Consider the following 16622-nt stretch of genomic DNA (forward strand, 5'->3'; position numbering starts at 1 on the left):
TTCATAATGAAGCCCTCTTTTTTTTCTTACGGATGAGAAAAAAAGAGGGCTTTTTTTCGTTCAAAAAAAGAAAGGTAGATGGCTGTGACTTATTGTCTGCATAGAATCAATTTAGTACGAGGGAGGACAATACATGATTGAGTTTAAACAAGCGGCTAAGACGTTCCGGCTCGGCAATCGGGAGGTGCAGGCGGTAAAGGAGGTATCGTTATCTATTGCTCAAGGAGAAATTTTTGGAATAATCGGCTTTAGCGGCGCGGGAAAAAGTACATTACTCCGTCTTGTCAATATGCTTGAACAGCCAACTGCAGGATCTGTTCAGGTACAGGGGGTGGATATCGCTACCCTTTCTCAAAAAGATCTGAGGAAGCTGCGCCGTCGTATCGGTATGATCTTTCAAAATTTTAACTTGTTTACATCCCGTACAGTGGCAGGAAATGTGGCTTACCCATTAAAGCTGGCAGGTACTCCGAAAAGGGAAATCAGTGAACGAGTAGAAGAACTTTTGCGGTTTGTCGGTCTAAGTGATAAAGCGAATGATTACCCAGAGCAGCTTTCCGGAGGTCAAAAACAACGCGTCGGAATTGCCCGTGCCCTTGCAACATCGCCCGATATTCTAATTTGTGATGAAGCAACGTCCGCCTTAGATCCGGATACAACAGGAGAAATTCTTCGTCTCTTAAAAAAAGTAAATAAAGAACTTGGTATCACTATTCTGCTAATTACGCATGAGATGCACGTCATCCAAGCAATCTGCGACCGGGTAGCAGTCATGGAGGAAGGGGCAGTCATCGAAACGGGATCCGTCTTTGATACATTCAGCAATCCACAGCACCCAACGACACAGCGGTTCATCCAATCTGTCCAGCAGGATCGGCCGTCTAATACGTTGTTAAAGGAATGGCGTGCAAAAGGAGGACAAAAGCTTTATCGGGTTATTTTTAAAGGAGAAGTAGCAAGTGACCCTATCCTCTCAAGTATCACGCAGAAGTTTGGCATTCATTTCAACATTGTGTACGGTTCAATTCGTGAACTTCAGGAGAAGTTCTTCGGAAATCTGTTAGTTTCATTTGAAGGGGAAGTACAAGCAATTGAATTAGTGATTGCTGAACTGAAAAGAACGGTAGAGATTGAGGAGGTTGAAATTCATGAGAGTTGATTGGAATACATTTTGGCCAAGGATTGTGGAATCGACAGGCGAAACCATTCTTATGGTCATTGCAACACTCATCTTTGGCTCTATCTTAGGGATTAGCATTGGTTTGCTGCTTTATGTCACAAGAAAAGGAAACATCTTAGAAAACCAGTTGTTATTCCAAATATTAAACATTCTTATCAACATTGTACGGCCAATCCCATTCATTATTTTCCTTGTCGCCATTAGCCCATTAACCCGTGCGATTATCGGTACGACAATTGGAACTTGGGCAGCTATTTTCCCAATGACGATTGCCGCCTCGTTCGGTATTGCAAGGATTGTGGAAAATAATTTATTGAGCATCGACCCAGGTGTTGTTGAAGCAGCTAAAGCAATGGGGGCCAGTCCCTTTCAAATCATCTTTACTGTGCTGATTCCAGAAGCTCTTGGCCCGCTTATCCTTGGTTTGACGTTCGTTACCATTAGTTTGATCGACTTCTCAGCGATGGCTGGTACTGTTGGCGGAGGAGGACTCGGTCATGTGGCAATGACATACGGATATCAGCGGTTTGACGGCAGCGTGATGCTCGTTACAGTAGTCATTTTAATCATTCTTGTGCAGTTCGCTCAATGGTTAGGAAATACCTTATCAAGAAAAATCATGCGTCGTTAATAAAGATTTCGCCAGTAAACAAATTTTATCGCAGATTAACGGGCAGTAAGACCCCCACTTCAAGGATTCGCGTATGCAAAGAAGAGTAAGTGGGGGATCAACTGCCCGTAAAGGCCCGATTGGTTCAACTAACCATCAGTGGGGGGATGAAGAAAAACCCCCACTGATGGAAGTTTCACTTTATATAAAAAAGGAGATCACCTCATGAAAAAAATCATCATCTTTTTATTAGCATTTACAGCAGTATGGGCACTAACTGCTTGCAGCAAGGATACATCAGGAAAAGGTTCTGATACGGTTAAAGTGAAAATCGGTGTTACGGGCACGGACGGTGAAGTATGGCCGATTCTAAAGGAAAAAGCAAAAGCTGAAGGCATTGAAATTGAACTTGTTGAGTTTTCTGACTACACGCTTCCAAACCAGGCATTAGCTGATGGGGATATTGACCTTAACTCCTTCCAGCATATCGCGTTCCTTAGCCAATTTACGAAAGAAAACAAAGTGGACTTAGCACCAATAGGGGCCACACTTATCGCGCCAATGGGAATCTACTCAGAAAAGCTAGATGACATTAACGATATTGAAGACGGAGCACGTATCGCCATTCCAGACGATCCATCCAACCAAGCACGTGCATTGAAGTTGCTTGAATCCGCAGGGCTTATCAAATTGGCTGATGATTTTGGGTTGTTTGGTGATCCGTCAAAAATTGTTAAAAATCCGAAAAAACTGGATATTTTCCCGATCGTTGCACAGCAAACACCGCGCGTGCTTCCTGACGTGGCTGCATCAGTCATTAATAACGGTGTTGCTGGTCAAGCTGGATTCGATCCAGTCAATGACCCAATTTTTCTTGAAGACGGTAATGATAAAAATGCTTTGCCATATGTAAATGTCTTTGCTGCTCGTGCTGAGGACGTTAATAACGAAACGTATCAACGTATTGTTGAGCTATACCATGATGAAGATGTGAAAAAAGCGATTGAAGCTGACACGAACGGTGGATCATCGGTCGTCAATATTTCAAAAAAAGAACTGCTTGAAGTATATAAAGGGTTATAAGGAGGAGCTATTAAATGAGTACAACATTATCTTGTATTGACTTAATTACAAAATCCATCGAGTTAAACAGAGACACCTATATTGAAACAAGCCAGGCTATCCATGCAAATCCCGAAATCGGTAACCAGGAATACTTTGCAAGCAAACTTCACATTTCACTTCTTATAAAGGAAGGTTTTGAAGTGACGACCGCTGTTGCAGGGCATGAAACATCCTTTTATGCAGTGAAGGACAGTGGGGTTCCAGGTCCAACGGTAGCATTTCTTGCTGAATACGATGCACTTCCAGGGTTAGGTCATGCGTGTGGTCATAACATTATCGGAACGACAAGCGTTGCCGCAGGGATAGCCCTTTCCGAAACACTTGCTGAAACAGGTGGGCGTGTCATCGTTTTAGGGACACCTGCTGAGGAAGGCGGTCCGAATGGCAGTGCAAAAGGCAGCTTCGTCAAACATGGGTTCTTGAAGGCTATTGATGCAGCCCTAATGATTCATCCATCAGGAAAAACGTCATTAACAAGTGAGACTCTTGCTGTTGATCCCCTAGATTTTCATTTTTACGGAAAGGCAGCGCATGCTTCAGGTTCACCAGAAAAAGGTATCAATGCACTCGACGCGGTCATTCAGTTGTTCAATGGTATTAATGCCTTACGACAGCAGCTTCCTTCCGATGTCCGGATTCACGGGATTATCACCCATGGAGGTGATGCCCCGAACATCATTCCCGATTATGCATCAGCACGCTTCTTTATCCGTGCTGAAACGTGGAAGCGCACGGAAGAAGTATCAGCAAAAGTACAGGCAATTGCTGAAGGAGCTGCACTTGCAACTGGAGCGAAAGTCAAAATTGAGCGTTTCCAAAATGAAGTGAAAGATTTTGTCTTAAATTCAGTTTTGGATGCAATATTACATGAAGAATTAGAAGCAGTTGGCGAAACAGTACAAACCGAGAAAGGGAGGGGGAAAGGTTCTACTGATGCAGGGAATATTAGTTATGTAGTCCCTACAGCCCACCCTCATATCAAAATAGGGCCAGATGATCTCATCGCCCATTCAATCGAATTTAGAGAAGCAGCAAAATCTTCTCTTGGTAATGAAGCATTAATTAAAGGGGCAAAAGTACTCGCAAATGCTGGTTATCGCCTATTAACGGACACTGATCTATTAAATCGTGTAAAAGAGGATTTTGAAAGGGCGTTGTCAATAAAACAATAAATGGATATGAAAATCCCGAAATTCCTATTGAGGAAATTCGGGATTTTTTATTCTAAATTATGTCTTGTCGTATGTTGTTGTCTACCAATATTTACTTGGGTTATTGGTTTAATAAAATCAACACTGGACAACATATAAAAAACACATTAAAAAATTCCCTTTTGTTTGAAATTAATTAAGATTTACAGGAGTGAGAAATGTGGCTAGAGCTAGAGGTACAATCATTCATATCTTATTGCTGCTGCTTGTTGCATCAGTTTTTATATGGTCAGTTATTCGGCCAGCTGGATACTTAATATGGACAATGGAAGTACTTCCTGCAGTTGTAGTAATAATCATTGCAATTGTTACCTATAATAAGTTTCGTCTTACCACGCTATCCTATGTCATTATTGCTATACTTTCGATTACGATGTTCATTGGCGGTCATTATACCTACTCAAAGGTTCCTCTCTTCAATTGGATAAAAGACTATTTTGATCTAAATCGCAATCACTATGACAGGTTTGGGCATTTCTTGAAGGGGTTATTTGCTATTGTGATTAGAGAAATTTTAATAAGGAAATCACCATTAGTAAAAGGCCCATGGTTAGTTGCAGTTACATTAAGCTTTTCACTTTCCATTGGAGCTTTATATGAAATTACTGAATGGCTGGCTTCAAAAGTAACGCAAGGCAAAAAAGCTTCTACAGAATTTTTAGGGACACAGGGTGATGTTTGGGATTCACAGTGGGATATGTCATTAACATTGATTGGTTCTATAATCGCACTCATCATCTTTTCAAAACTCCATAACAAGCTGATAGCCAACTTGAAAAATAGAAAACTCATTGAAAAAAATACTCCAAAATGAAAATCTGAAAAAGAGCTATACCCTTTTGTTGTAATCAAAAAAGGGTGTAGCTCTTTTTTAAGCCCTTTAATTTCCTCATTATTATAAACTCAACCCCAATGTAGGTCCACTGCGTAGCATTTCAGATAAATTACAAAAACCTTCTCTCATTACATTTGCTTGTTGATCAAAGCTACGCGCATAAACTTTAAAATTATGAAACATAATACAAAACTAGTTCATTTACTTGTTTCCTTTTTTTTCATACATTTCAATTTACTGTTTTTTTTCATCTATTCGGTCACGATTACTTCTTTATCGTGACCGGTTTGGTGCTGATGCCGCAAGCGCCTGCCATTTTAAGAGTGCGGTCCTCTAAAATTTTTCCATAAGGTTAAGAAACACTGCTGATTTTTAATAGAAGGCCATGTTAAAGCTCAATGTTGATACTGCTATTTTGTTATTGATTGGAGCGAAAGGCACGAGACTCCTCGAAATGGCTAACGCATTTTCTTCATGCTTATTCAGCGTTCTGCGGGAGAAGCGAGTCAAAGGGATACCAGGCAGGAGTGTTAGCGACGAGGAGTCTCCCCGACCGCCCGCGATCGCTAAGTGCCTGCAGCGGAAATCAACAGGGAAGTTTAACATAGTTTAAGAAAAACACGATATAACAAGGCTGCAAACCACTTTTTCAAGATGGCTTTGCGTCCTTTTCGGTCTGTTGATGTGGCACTTTTTGAATTCATTTTGAAATAAATGAATTGGAAATTAATACAAAGCTGATTTACAAAACCTTAATATTGGATTAATGCGGGATTAATAGAGTCGAATTATGATTAAAACGTAACAAACAGTAATGAGTGTTAAAAAAACCACATAAATTGGAGGTACTTTTAATGAATTCCACATTTAAGAAAAAGGGTTACAAGTCTATTCAAGCTATGATGTTAGGTATTAGTGTATTAGGATTAACTGCTTGTGGATCTAATAAAGAGGAAGCTGCTCCAGCTGTAATTGATACAAAATCATTAACCCTCGAAGAAATCGAAACAAAAGCAAAAGAAGAGGGAGAAATTAATAGTGTTGGTATGCCTAATTCATGGGCTAACTGGGGTGAAACGTGGACAGAAGTAACTGATAAATATACTTTGAAACACAGTGATACAGATTTATCCAGTGCTGAAGAGATTGCGAAAATGGAATCTGAAAAAGAAAATGCAACTGCTGATATTGGTGATGTAGGGATTGCCTTTGGTCCAATCGCTGAACAAAAAGAATTGACGATTCCTTATAAAACTTCCTATTGGGACGAGGTACCTGAATGGGCAAAAGATGACAACGGAGATTGGGTTGTTGGTTACCAAGGAACGATTGCATTCTTAACGAATAAAGAGCTAGTAAAAAATCCGCCAAAATCTTGGGATGATATCTTAAATGGAGATTACAAAGTAACAGTTGGAGATGTTCAACGTGGTGCACAAAACCAAATGGCCGTTCTTGCTGCTGCGATGGCTTACGGCGGTGATGAAACAAATCTTCAGCCAGGAATTGACTTTTTTGCGAAGCTTGCTAAGCAAGGTCGTCTAAGCTTAACAGATGCTAAACCAGCTAACATCGAAAAAGGAGAGGTGGAAGTTGCCTTAGTATGGGACTTCAATGCTCTTGGTTACGCTGAACAAATCAATCGTGATCAATTTGATGTGAGCATTCCAAGTGAGGGTTCAGTAGTAAGTGGTTACGCAACAATTATTAACAAATATGCTAAACATCCTCATGCAGCGATGGCGACTAGAGAATATATCTTAAGTGATGAAGGACAAATTAACTTAGCTAAAGGATTTGCTCGTCCAATTCGTGATGTAGAGCTTCCAAAAGAAGTAGCTGAGAAATTGGTTCCAGAAGAACAGTACAAAAATGCAAAACCGATCGAAGACCCTAAAGCTTGGGAAGAAACAGTTAAAACATTGCCACAAGTTTGGCAAGAAGAGGTGTTAGTAAATGTCAAATAATAAAGTAATCGCGATTGTTGTGGATGGTATGAGATACGATAAAGCATGTGAGGCTTTAGGATTTATTCAACATCTAGTTGAAACGAATCAGGCATCACTTTACAAGGTGAAGTCGGAGCTCCCTAGTCTTTCCCGCCCATTATATGAAGTGCTGTTAACGGGTACGCCTGCATCAATGAATGGCATTACGTCCAATCAAGCGGTTCGGCTATCTGCCGAGAAAAGTCTCTTTCATCTTACGAAAGAGAATGGTTTAAGAAACGCAACGGCATCGTATTTCTGGGTAAGCGAACTTTATAATCGAGCGCCGTTCCATTTCATTGAAGACCGTGACCAAGAGGATCCATCCAAGCCAATTCAAAATGGGAAATTTTATTGGGATGATGACTATCCAGACAGTCATTTGTTAATGGATGCAGAAGCTTTGCGCAGAAAGCATGACCCGCACTTTTTATATATCCACCCAATGGGTGTAGATGTAAAAGGAGAAGCGTTTGGGTCGGAATCGAAAGAATATCGTGAACAAATCTTAAAAATGGGAAGCTTATTGGCTCAGCTTCTGCCAATTTGGATCAAAGAAGGCTATCATATTTTAATAACATCTGATCATGGTATGAGTGAAACTGGTAACCATGGTGGCATTACTGATGGTGAGCGTGATGTACCGCTCTTTATCATCAGTCCAAAAGTAGAGCCAGGCGTGTACAGTGAAGAAATTCCACAATTAGCTTTTGCACCACTTGTTTGTGAGCTATTAAATATTGCGCCGTCTAATAAAATGATTTCATATCAATTACCAGGTCTAAAACAAAGTATCTCTATTAAATAAGGCTTTCCCCCCCTTAAGAAGATTTTATTGGAATTGGTTTAACGAATGTCAACGTTAAACCAATTCCAAACATGTTAGAAAATAGAGGAGCGAGAAGTCTTGCGAAAAATAAAAAAACAAAAAATTTATCTATTAGCTCTTTTATTGCCATTTATTATTTTTGTTATAGGTTTTGAAATAGGACCATTAGTGGCAATGATTAAAAATAGTTTCTATGCTGATGATGGAATTACAGTAACAATTAATCAATATATCACCATATTTAAAAGTAAATTTTACTTATCAGGCATTAAAAATAGCCTTATCATTTCCTTAGTTTCTGCTGTAATCTCAGTGACTGTAGCGGTCATTGCAGCTTATTCTTTTACAAAGTTTTCATCAAAAATACAAAATCGACTATTGATGATTGCCAATATGACTTCAAATTTTGAAGGGATTCCGCTTTCATTTTCATATATTATTTTACTTGGAAACAATGGATTGTTTACGTTACTTTTTGCTCAGCTCGGTTGGGATTTGTTTGCCGATTTTAATTTATATTCCTGGACAGGACTCATTCTCGTATATGTTTATTTTCAAATTCCGCTTGCTGTTATGCTAATCTACCCTTCTTATCAAGGAATTAAGAAACAATGGAAAGAAGCCTCCTCATTATTAGGAGGATCAAAAGCATCATTCTGGTTCCGAATCGGGATTCCAGTTCTTTTACCTAGTATTGTAGGGACATTCACTATTTTGTTTGCTAATGCGATGGGAGCATACGCTACAGCCTACGCATTGGTTGGCAGCAACTATAATTTGATGTCATTGCAAATTGCTTCACTAGTAGCTAGTGACGTTACATTAAAGCCGCAATTAGGCAGTGCGTTGGGAGTTCTTCTAGCATCCACCATGATTCTGGCGATGTGGTTCAACGAGCGAATGATGCGTCGCATTAGGAGGGATTTACGATGAAATCTTCATTGACTTTTCATAAAGTGGTTGTTGGAATTCTAGTTTTATATTTATTAATTCCGCTTATAGGAACATTTTTATTCTCGATTGCTGGTAAATGGGATCATACCATTTTACCTGAGAATTATACAATGAAATGGTATATTGAATTATTTCAGGATGAAAGGTTCTATGACGCCTTTAAACGAACACTGTTCTTAATTGTCATGTCCGTTGGCCTAAGTGTTGTCATCATGCTTCCTACAATCTTTATCATCTCAGTCTATTTCAGTAAATGGGAAAGATTACTTCAGGCAGCAGCGATGCTTCCATATGGAATTCCTCCAATTGTTGGAGCTGTTGGATTAATTAAATTATATTCAGGTGGACCCATTCCGATTGCCGGTACACCATGGATATTAATTGGTGCATATTTCATTACAATTCTGCCATTTATGTATCAAGGTATTCGGAACAGTCTTCACACGGTTAATGCGGTGCAGCTTGTGGATGCAGCTGAATTATTAGGTGCTACAAAATTCCAAGCATTTCGTACAGTAGTGTTTCCAAATATTATTTCTGGTATTTTAGTGTCTACTTTATTATCAGTCGCTCTCTTATTCAGTGAGTTTGCTTTGGCCAATTTGCTTGTCGGTGGTCGTTTTGAAACTCTGCAAATCTATCTTGCTGACAAACTAAACAGCAGTGGTCATTTAACAAGCGCAATTGTTATTACTTATTATTCTGTAATTTTACTATTAACGGGAACAGTATTAAAGCTGACATTTAGAAAGGATAAAGGTCCAATCATGTCAGATAAGAAGCGAATTCTATCATTTTTTAAAAAAATCTTCCGTCAAAAAAATACAGCATTAGAAGGTGAAAACTAATGAGCTATGTAACGATTGATCAAGTAACGAAAAGCTATGATAATCAAGTAGTTTTAGAAAACATTTCATTAACATTAAAAAAAGGAGAATTTGCTACACTCCTTGGACAAAGCGGTTGCGGAAAGAGTACATTATTACGCTCTATTGCTGGACTTGAAGGTGTAAATGTTGGAAGCATCTTAATTGATGGAAAAGATATTACTAATTTATCACCGCGTCAGCGTGAAGTTGGCATGGTGTTTCAGTCTTATGCCCTTTTCCCCAATATGAACGTTTTTGATAATATCGCCTACGGTCTTAAAATGAAGAAGGTAAAGAATATTAAATCAAGAGTTAATAAGATGATTGAACTGGTTGATTTAATTGGCAAAGAAGAATCTTACCCTCATCAATTATCCGGCGGACAACAACAAAGGGTTGCTCTTGCCCGTGCACTTGTCATGGAGCCGAAAGTGCTGCTATTGGATGAGCCTTTAAGCGCATTAGATGCCAAAATTAGAAAAAGCTTGCAAAAAGAATTGAAGAGAATACAGAAAGAATTAGATATTACAACGATTTTTGTTACTCATGATCAAGAAGAGGCAATGACGATGTCTGATCGAATTTTTGTCATGAATAAAGGAAAGGTTGTACAATCTGGTGCCCCATCTGAAATTTATACCACTCCAGCCAATACATTTGTTGCAAAATTTATCGGAAATTACAATGTGTATAGTATGGAAGTGTTCCATAAACTTGTTCGAAGCTCAGAATTAAAAGGGGATGAAGTCGCTATTCGTCCCGAGGTTTTACAATTGGTTTCTCCTGGAGAAGATTGCCCAGATTTACAAGAGAACTGGGGAATCAAAGGGGTCATTAAAGATGTTACGATGACTGGGAATGTATTAAGATATGAAGTAGAAGCAGATGATTCATATTTCCATGTAGACTATCTTCACCACCGAGGATTGATGTTTGAGCAAGGATCACGCGTTCAAATTATCGTACCGAAAAAAGAATGCATAGTTCTATAATTAAATAAAATTATGGGAGTAGAAAAATGACTGTTTTACCAGAGGAAAGAAAGAATGAAATTTTAAAAGAACTGAATAAAATGGGTAAAGTAAAAGTTATGGAATTAGTTGCCCAATTTCATGTTTCAGAGGAAACGATTCGACGTGACTTGATGATATTAGAGGAAAAAGCACTTTTAAAGAGGGTTTATGGTGGAGCAATAAAATCTGTTTTTCAATTTGAGGAGCCACCATTTACACAGCGCACCACTGTGAATCAAGAAGCGAAAGTGAAAATTGGAAAAAAAGCAGTAGAGCTTATTTCAAACGGTGATGTGATTATCATTGATGCAGGAACAACAATGCTCGAATTTGCGAAGTGTATTGAAAATAAAAAAGATATCACAATTATCACTAATTCCCTGCCAGTTTCTTCCGTGTTAACAGAATCATTAAATCAAAATGAGTTCACAGGACAAGTTTTATTACTTGGTGGACAAATTGATCCGAAGCAGCAATCTATTAGCGGCAGTTTAACCGAACAGCTGTTAAATCAATTTAATCTTGATAAAGCCTTCATTTCTGCAGGTGGAGTTTCTATTAAAAATGGTGTAAGTAATTATCATTTGCATGAATCATTAGTTTCAAGGAAGATGGTCGAGGTATCAAAGCAAGTGATCATGCTAACGGATTACTCTAAAATGGGTGTAGATACATTTTGTAAGATTTGTCCTCTAGAAAAGGTCGATGTGATTGTTAGTGACCAACCATTTCCAGAGGAATGGAGATCTCATTCCAAATTAGAGGAAATCGATTGGATTGAAGCATAATCGATCCAAATTGGGACCAAAAGAGTCAGAAGAGAGAGTTCAGCCTGAAAAGGTAACGAATTATACTTTGTCTACCTCCTGAGAAGAGAGTGTTCTCTTTTTTCATTAGAAAGTAAAAGAATAAATAGATTGAAAGATAAAGGAGCTAAATACCATGGGGTTCATTGCAATTGATTTAGATGGAACATTATTAAACCACCAGAATGAGATAAGTGAAGAAAATATTAAAGCCATTAAATATGCCCAAGAAAATGGGATTGAAGTAGTCATTTCAACAGGAAGGGCTCACTTTGATGTTCAATCAATTAGTGAGAAAGCTGGAATCTCTACATCTGTAATCGGTACAAATGGGTCAACTATTCATTCAAAGGATGGAAAGAAAGTTTCTTCTATTACAATAGAAAAAGACCGTGTTGAGGATATTGTAAAATGGCTGGACGAAAGGAATTATTATTACGAAGTGTTTACAGATAAAGCCATTTATACGATTAAAAAGGGAAGAGAACAATTCCAAAATGAGATTAATCGTTTTAAAAGCTTAGATTTAGATGAAGATATGAAAGAATTAGTTGAAGTTGCGGAAAGACAATTTGATCAGTTTGGATACGTTTTAGTTGACAATTATCATGATATTCTGAATCAAGAAGAAGAATTTTTAAATATTTTAGCATGTTCTTTTGATAAAAAGAAATTAGAGGAAGCATGGAACCAATTCAAAGAGTTTAATGAGTTGATGGTTGTTTCATCTGCTGATCACAACATTGAAATGACTAATAATAATGCTTCAAAAGGATCGGCCCTTGAAAAATTAGCATTCTTAATGAATGGCTCCTTAGATCAAGCTATGGCAATAGGGGATAGCAATAATGATGTATCGATGCTTCAAAAAGTTCGCTACAGTGTGGCGATGGGAAATGCAAATGATGACATAAAAGCTATTTGTACAATGACAACCCTAAGTAATGATAAAAATGGCGTAGCACATGCCATCTATAAATATATGGAAAACTTAGCGGTTTCAAAATAAGGATGCATTTTAGGACTTTTAACAAATCTTCCTAGTATTCTATCGATTAAATACAAAGAGAAGAAAAAGAAAGTCAACGTCGAGGGTGAACAATAGTATGGCTTGGATATATATAATAATAGCAGGGCTTTTGGAAATTGTCTGGGTGATTGGTCTTAAATACTCACACGGATTTACAAAATTGATACCTAGTATCGTAACAATACTTATTATACTCTTTAGTTTCTATTTACTTTCAAAAGCCTTACATTTCATACCATTAGGAACAGGTTACGCAATTTTTACTGGTATAGGGACGGTTGGAACAGTTCTAGTTGGAATACTATTTTGGGAAGAATCCATTAATCCACAGAAGTTATTTTTTGTAACTCTAATATTATTTGGAATAATTGGGTTAAAAATTATTCCAGAAGAACCTAAAGAATTAATAGATATGATACGAAACAAGTTACACAAGGTTTGGGGATGATTGAATGTCATGGATTTTTCTTCTGATTGCAGGCATTACCGAAGTTGGCAGTGTTATAAGTCTGAAAGAAGCAGACGGATTTAAAAAATTACTCCCCTCTATATCTTGTATTATTTGTGGAAGTTTAAGTTTCTATTTCCTTTCCTTGTCATTAATTTCTCTTCCTGTAGGAACTGCCTATGCAATATGGACCGGAATCGGCACTGTTGGAAGTGTTTTAGCAGGAATGATCTTCTTTAAAGAACCAAGAAGTTTAATAAGAATCTTTCTGATTATGTGTATTGTTACAGGTGTTATTGGTATAAAAATGACAGCCTGATACAAATACATGAACAAGCGTTTCCAGGAAAACAATCATGGGGTTACTCTTGGGCCATGATTGTTTTTCCTCGACTTTTGGGACAGCCCTGTCATCCTAAAACCTCAACATCCCTCAATAATTTGCTAACTGCCACATCAATACTAGAATGATTCTCCGTATTCAGCCATTTTTCCGGAATGGTGAAATAGGAGCAGTTGTTACTTTTTAAATAAGAATAAATAATTTGCGCTTCATCGATTTCATCTTTGCTCACACCCGTGGATGGAATGGGAACATGATTGTTGAAGTACGTGATAATATTTGTTTTTATTTTTTCAATTAGCTGTTCTTTGTCTTCGGTATCGAGTGAAAATTTCTGATGATAAAGGACGTTGGTCCGCTTAATGAGAAAAAGTTTAATCGTAGTTTCATTTAATTTTTCTATGATTACGAGATTATGATTTTCTTCTGTGAATTCAATCATCATTTCTTTATTTAAAAGAGCGGATACGGTTTGAATATGATCTCGATATTTAGAGGCAGCTTCAAATTCGAATTTTTCAGAAGCGGTTACCATCATTTGCTTCATATCTTCGAGAATCCTCTTATCATTGCCTTGAAGAAAAGCGATAAATTTGTCTATGATTTCATTGTATTGCTGTACGGCAGGCCCCCCAAGACACATGCCAAGACACAAGCCTAATGAATAATTCAAGCAAGCCGTATTCTTTATTGTAGGATTACTGCAGCATAATTTAAAACATTCCTTTATCCCTTGGATCGCTTTTTCAACACGACTTTTGCTTGTAAATGGACCAAAATAAAGATTGCCGTCATGTTCAATAGGGTTATGAGCAATCTCAATCTGACGAAACTTTTTGTCCATTTTGATGACAATATAAGTAAAGGACTGTGGATTTTTTATGATTCTATTATATAGTGGCTTATGCTTCTTAATTAATTGACATTCCCGTAGAAGAGCCTCGAATTCTGTATCTGTTAGGATATAGTCAAAATCCTTCAAATGCTTTTTAAGCTTATTCACCTTTGGAGAATGATTTTTCGAGTTTTGGAAATACGATTGAACGCGATTCTTTAATTTTTTTGCCTTTCCCACATAAATGATTTGACCATGGGAATCTTTCATAATATAAACACCTGGCGATAAAGGCAGGTTCTTTACTTTTTCGGTTAATAAAATATATTTTCATCCCTCTACTGGATAATATGTATCTAGTATTTTATCACGAGATTGAAAGAGCAGTTGTTTTTTTAGTGTGAAAAATGTTTGTCCATTTTAATGAGGAAGTTTCAACGTTGTATATTTACTTGTTCCTTGGCTTGAAGTAGACAAGCACTTATCCTTTGAAAAACAAGTGGACAAATGCTTGTAGACAAAAATAAAAAGCACTCTTTATTACAAAAAATGCACTAAACCACTTAAAACGGTTCAATTTCTACATTGTTCAATGAACTTGCCAGATAGTTAAATAGTCTCTATTCGTAGAAGAAGAAAATGTTTTGGTTGTTTCTAGCTTATTCTATTCACCTTCGTATCCCACAGTGTTAATGTTCACTTTCGTTTTTGCATACTTCGAATAAAAAATTACTCCTTCGCCTTCAATCCATTCTGCGTTGTTAACCCCTAATACTTCTAAATTGTCATCGTTAGTTCCCCTCGTTACAATGCTTACCGTGTCTTTATTTAATTTTTTTATAACCATTGGAAATGCGGTATTACGATAAAAGTTGTAAAAATGATGGGTTTCACCTAACGTGGCATCTCTATGTTCTATTACCAAAGTTATATCTCCAGTTGGAGATTTAATATAATCATAGGAAAAAACTGTGACAAAATAAGTTAAAAATATTTTCCCTAATAAAATGAAAGCTACAACAGATCCAGCAAATATCCAGTATCCTTTTATTTTTTGAATCCAAGCTAATAAATATAGAGAAATGATTGTAATGAGAGTAGGAAAAATAATACCTGTCTTTTTTAGAAAGGTAAAATAATAATCATTATTGGCTAAAACAATAATTAGCAAATCGAAAACTAAAACGAATATAACTAACAGTTTTATTAGTCTTTTAATCACTCTCAAAATTTTTCCCCTCCGTTTTTTTTCGCTTTTTATTATCTAGAATACCAATGTACATAGAATTCCTAGGAATTAGAATAGGTCGATTTCAAATTGAAATAAAACGCATTTATTCCATTATATGTTATTAAGCTGATGCGTCAATCATTGCTACTCCCAAAAAACTTTACGAAAACAGCGAAGGAAAAAGTTGTTTGCTCATATCCAAAATTTAAAGGTTCAGGCTTCACCCAATCGATTGGGGAGAGCCTAACCCTAAAAATTTAGAATAATCTTAAATTCCTTTTGTATTTATAAAATGGTAATAGATACAATTAATATCCCTATGAAAAAGAAGGTTTTTTCCACAAGGTACAGAATGATATAAGATAAAAAATATTTTGTCGGAGGTACCTTTATGGCTGCAACTCAAAGCATTTTAGAATGGACATTAGTTTCAGAATGTCCTATACCAAATGACATCAATGAAATACTAGTAGAAGGAGAAGAAGCAATTGCTGCATATAAAACATTTCGTGATAGTGCTATTTTTACAAACAAGAGATTAATTGTAAGAGATGCACAAGGTTTATCAGGAAAAAAGGTTGAGATTTATTCTTTGCCTTATTCATCAATTAATATGTGGTCTACTGAGAATGCGGGTAGTTTTTTTGATGTCAATGCAGAGGTTGAATTATGGACGAGAGCAGGCCATATTAAAGTAAATATTAAAAAGGGTGTTGATGTTCGTAAGTTTGACAAATTAATTGCAAATGCTATTTTATAATGCAAGAAAAAATAACATTCTTAGTAACTTAATTAACATGAATATTGACTAGAAAAGTCATTCATGCTTTTTGTCAGCATCAATATTATTTTGATTTACAATAGGATGAAACCTAATATTGTAATAATGAAAAAATCCGTACGCACATTCATCAACCTGTGCTTACGGATTTTTTATTTTTCAACCTCTCACGATTGTATGGTATGTTCACTTCGTAAATGGAAAGCAGGCATGCCTTTTATCGCAGATTAACGGGCAGTAAGACCACCACTACAAGGTTGTGAGAGAATCAACTGCCGGTAAAGGCCCCTATAATGAACACAGACTAAAAGCGCCACATTGTGTGGCAACGTCTGCGTGACCCACTTTGTGTGGGCCGCAACTAACCATCAGTGGGGGATGAACGCAGACTAAAGACACGACGTCCTGTCGTACGGTCTGCACTAGCACATCCTTTGCGTTGGAAAACCCCCGCTGATGGAAGTTTCACTTTATTCATTTTTCATAGTACTTTTGACAATACCCTGTCCTTTTCCGCATCCTAAGCTGAACCCG

The 16622-nt window shown here is 37.2% G+C and carries 18 protein-coding genes; 16 read left to right on the forward strand and 2 right to left on the reverse strand.

The features are described from left to right. Positions 1 to 133: 133 nt before the first annotated feature. The 15 genes from KHA94_RS09525 (at position 134) to KHA94_RS09595 (ending at position 13217) form a co-directional block, all read left to right on the forward strand. Positions 134 to 1159: a methionine ABC transporter ATP-binding protein gene (locus KHA94_RS09525; protein WP_213101882.1), complete on the forward strand. Its 1026-nt coding sequence runs from the start codon at positions 134 to 136 to the stop codon at positions 1157 to 1159. Then, positions 1149 to 1811 (forward strand): methionine ABC transporter permease, encoded by a 663-nt coding sequence (locus KHA94_RS09530; RefSeq protein WP_213101883.1) that lies wholly within the window; start codon positions 1149 to 1151, stop codon positions 1809 to 1811. Before KHA94_RS09525 ends, KHA94_RS09530 begins: the two co-directional genes overlap by 11 nt. 73 nt (positions 1812 to 1884) lie before the next feature. Further along, positions 1885 to 2019 (forward strand): hypothetical protein, encoded by a 135-nt coding sequence (locus tag KHA94_RS26260; RefSeq protein ID WP_275950876.1) that lies wholly within the window; start codon positions 1885 to 1887, stop codon positions 2017 to 2019. Next, positions 2016 to 2873: a MetQ/NlpA family ABC transporter substrate-binding protein gene (locus KHA94_RS09540; protein ID WP_213101884.1), complete on the forward strand. Its 858-nt coding sequence runs from the start codon at positions 2016 to 2018 to the stop codon at positions 2871 to 2873. The genes KHA94_RS26260 and KHA94_RS09540 overlap by 4 nt, the downstream gene beginning before the upstream one ends. A 14-nt stretch (positions 2874 to 2887) precedes the next feature. Continuing rightward, a complete protein-coding gene (locus KHA94_RS09545; protein WP_213101885.1) occupies positions 2888 to 4087 on the forward strand; it encodes a M20 family metallopeptidase in 1200 nt (399 codons plus the stop codon). Between the two features lie 199 nt (positions 4088 to 4286). Then, positions 4287 to 4940 carry a DUF2238 domain-containing protein gene (locus KHA94_RS09550; RefSeq protein WP_420828154.1) on the forward strand — a complete coding sequence of 218 codons (654 nt, stop codon included), beginning with the start codon at positions 4287 to 4289 and terminating at the stop codon, positions 4938 to 4940. Between the two features lie 875 nt (positions 4941 to 5815). Continuing rightward, entirely contained in the window at positions 5816 to 6928 is a 1113-nt protein-coding gene (locus KHA94_RS09555) for an ABC transporter substrate-binding protein (protein ID WP_213101886.1), read from the forward strand. After that, positions 6918 to 7757 carry an alkaline phosphatase family protein gene (locus KHA94_RS09560; protein ID WP_213101887.1) on the forward strand — a complete coding sequence of 280 codons (840 nt, stop codon included), beginning with the start codon at positions 6918 to 6920 and terminating at the stop codon, positions 7755 to 7757. Before KHA94_RS09555 ends, KHA94_RS09560 begins: the two co-directional genes overlap by 11 nt. 99 nt (positions 7758 to 7856) lie before the next feature. Beyond that, complete coding sequence (locus tag KHA94_RS09565; protein ID WP_213101888.1) at positions 7857 to 8711, forward strand: ABC transporter permease; 855 nt, start codon at positions 7857 to 7859, stop codon at positions 8709 to 8711. After that, on the forward strand, positions 8708 to 9580 hold the full coding sequence (locus KHA94_RS09570; protein ID WP_213101889.1) for an ABC transporter permease: 873 nt from the start codon (positions 8708 to 8710) through the stop codon (positions 9578 to 9580). Before KHA94_RS09565 ends, KHA94_RS09570 begins: the two co-directional genes overlap by 4 nt. Next, entirely contained in the window at positions 9580 to 10593 is a 1014-nt protein-coding gene (locus KHA94_RS09575) for an ABC transporter ATP-binding protein (RefSeq protein ID WP_213101890.1), read from the forward strand. Before KHA94_RS09570 ends, KHA94_RS09575 begins: the two co-directional genes overlap by 1 nt. A 26-nt stretch (positions 10594 to 10619) precedes the next feature. Continuing rightward, positions 10620 to 11402 carry a DeoR/GlpR family DNA-binding transcription regulator gene (locus KHA94_RS09580; protein ID WP_213101891.1) on the forward strand — a complete coding sequence of 261 codons (783 nt, stop codon included), beginning with the start codon at positions 10620 to 10622 and terminating at the stop codon, positions 11400 to 11402. A gap of 154 nt (positions 11403 to 11556) precedes the next feature. Further along, on the forward strand, positions 11557 to 12429 hold the full coding sequence (locus tag KHA94_RS09585; RefSeq protein ID WP_213101892.1) for a Cof-type HAD-IIB family hydrolase: 873 nt from the start codon (positions 11557 to 11559) through the stop codon (positions 12427 to 12429). Between the two features lie 97 nt (positions 12430 to 12526). Then, positions 12527 to 12898, forward strand: coding sequence for a DMT family transporter (locus tag KHA94_RS09590; protein ID WP_213101893.1), 372 nt, complete (start codon positions 12527 to 12529; stop codon positions 12896 to 12898). A 4-nt stretch (positions 12899 to 12902) separates the two neighbouring features. Continuing rightward, on the forward strand, positions 12903 to 13217 hold the full coding sequence (locus KHA94_RS09595; protein WP_213101894.1) for a DMT family transporter: 315 nt from the start codon (positions 12903 to 12905) through the stop codon (positions 13215 to 13217). Between the two features lie 91 nt (positions 13218 to 13308). Here the strand turns inward: KHA94_RS09595 and KHA94_RS09600 are convergent, their stop codons facing one another. Both KHA94_RS09600 and KHA94_RS09605 read right to left on the reverse strand, forming a co-directional pair. Then, positions 13309 to 14400 (reverse strand): GIY-YIG nuclease family protein, encoded by a 1092-nt coding sequence (locus tag KHA94_RS09600; RefSeq protein ID WP_213102265.1) that lies wholly within the window; start codon positions 14398 to 14400, stop codon positions 13309 to 13311. Between the two features lie 340 nt (positions 14401 to 14740). Then, positions 14741 to 15304 carry a hypothetical protein gene (locus tag KHA94_RS09605; RefSeq protein WP_213102298.1) on the reverse strand — a complete coding sequence of 188 codons (564 nt, stop codon included), beginning with the start codon at positions 15302 to 15304 and terminating at the stop codon, positions 14741 to 14743. Positions 15305 to 15698: 394 nt separating this feature from the next. Here KHA94_RS09605 and KHA94_RS09610 point away from each other — a divergent pair, with 394 nt between their 5' ends. Beyond that, positions 15699 to 16067 (forward strand): PH domain-containing protein, encoded by a 369-nt coding sequence (locus KHA94_RS09610; protein ID WP_213101895.1) that lies wholly within the window; start codon positions 15699 to 15701, stop codon positions 16065 to 16067. The last annotated feature ends 555 nt before the right edge of the window (positions 16068 to 16622 follow it).

This window comes from Cytobacillus citreus (assembly GCF_018343665.1).
Taxonomy (GTDB): domain Bacteria; phylum Bacillota; class Bacilli; order Bacillales; family Cytobacillaceae; genus Cytobacillus; species Cytobacillus citreus.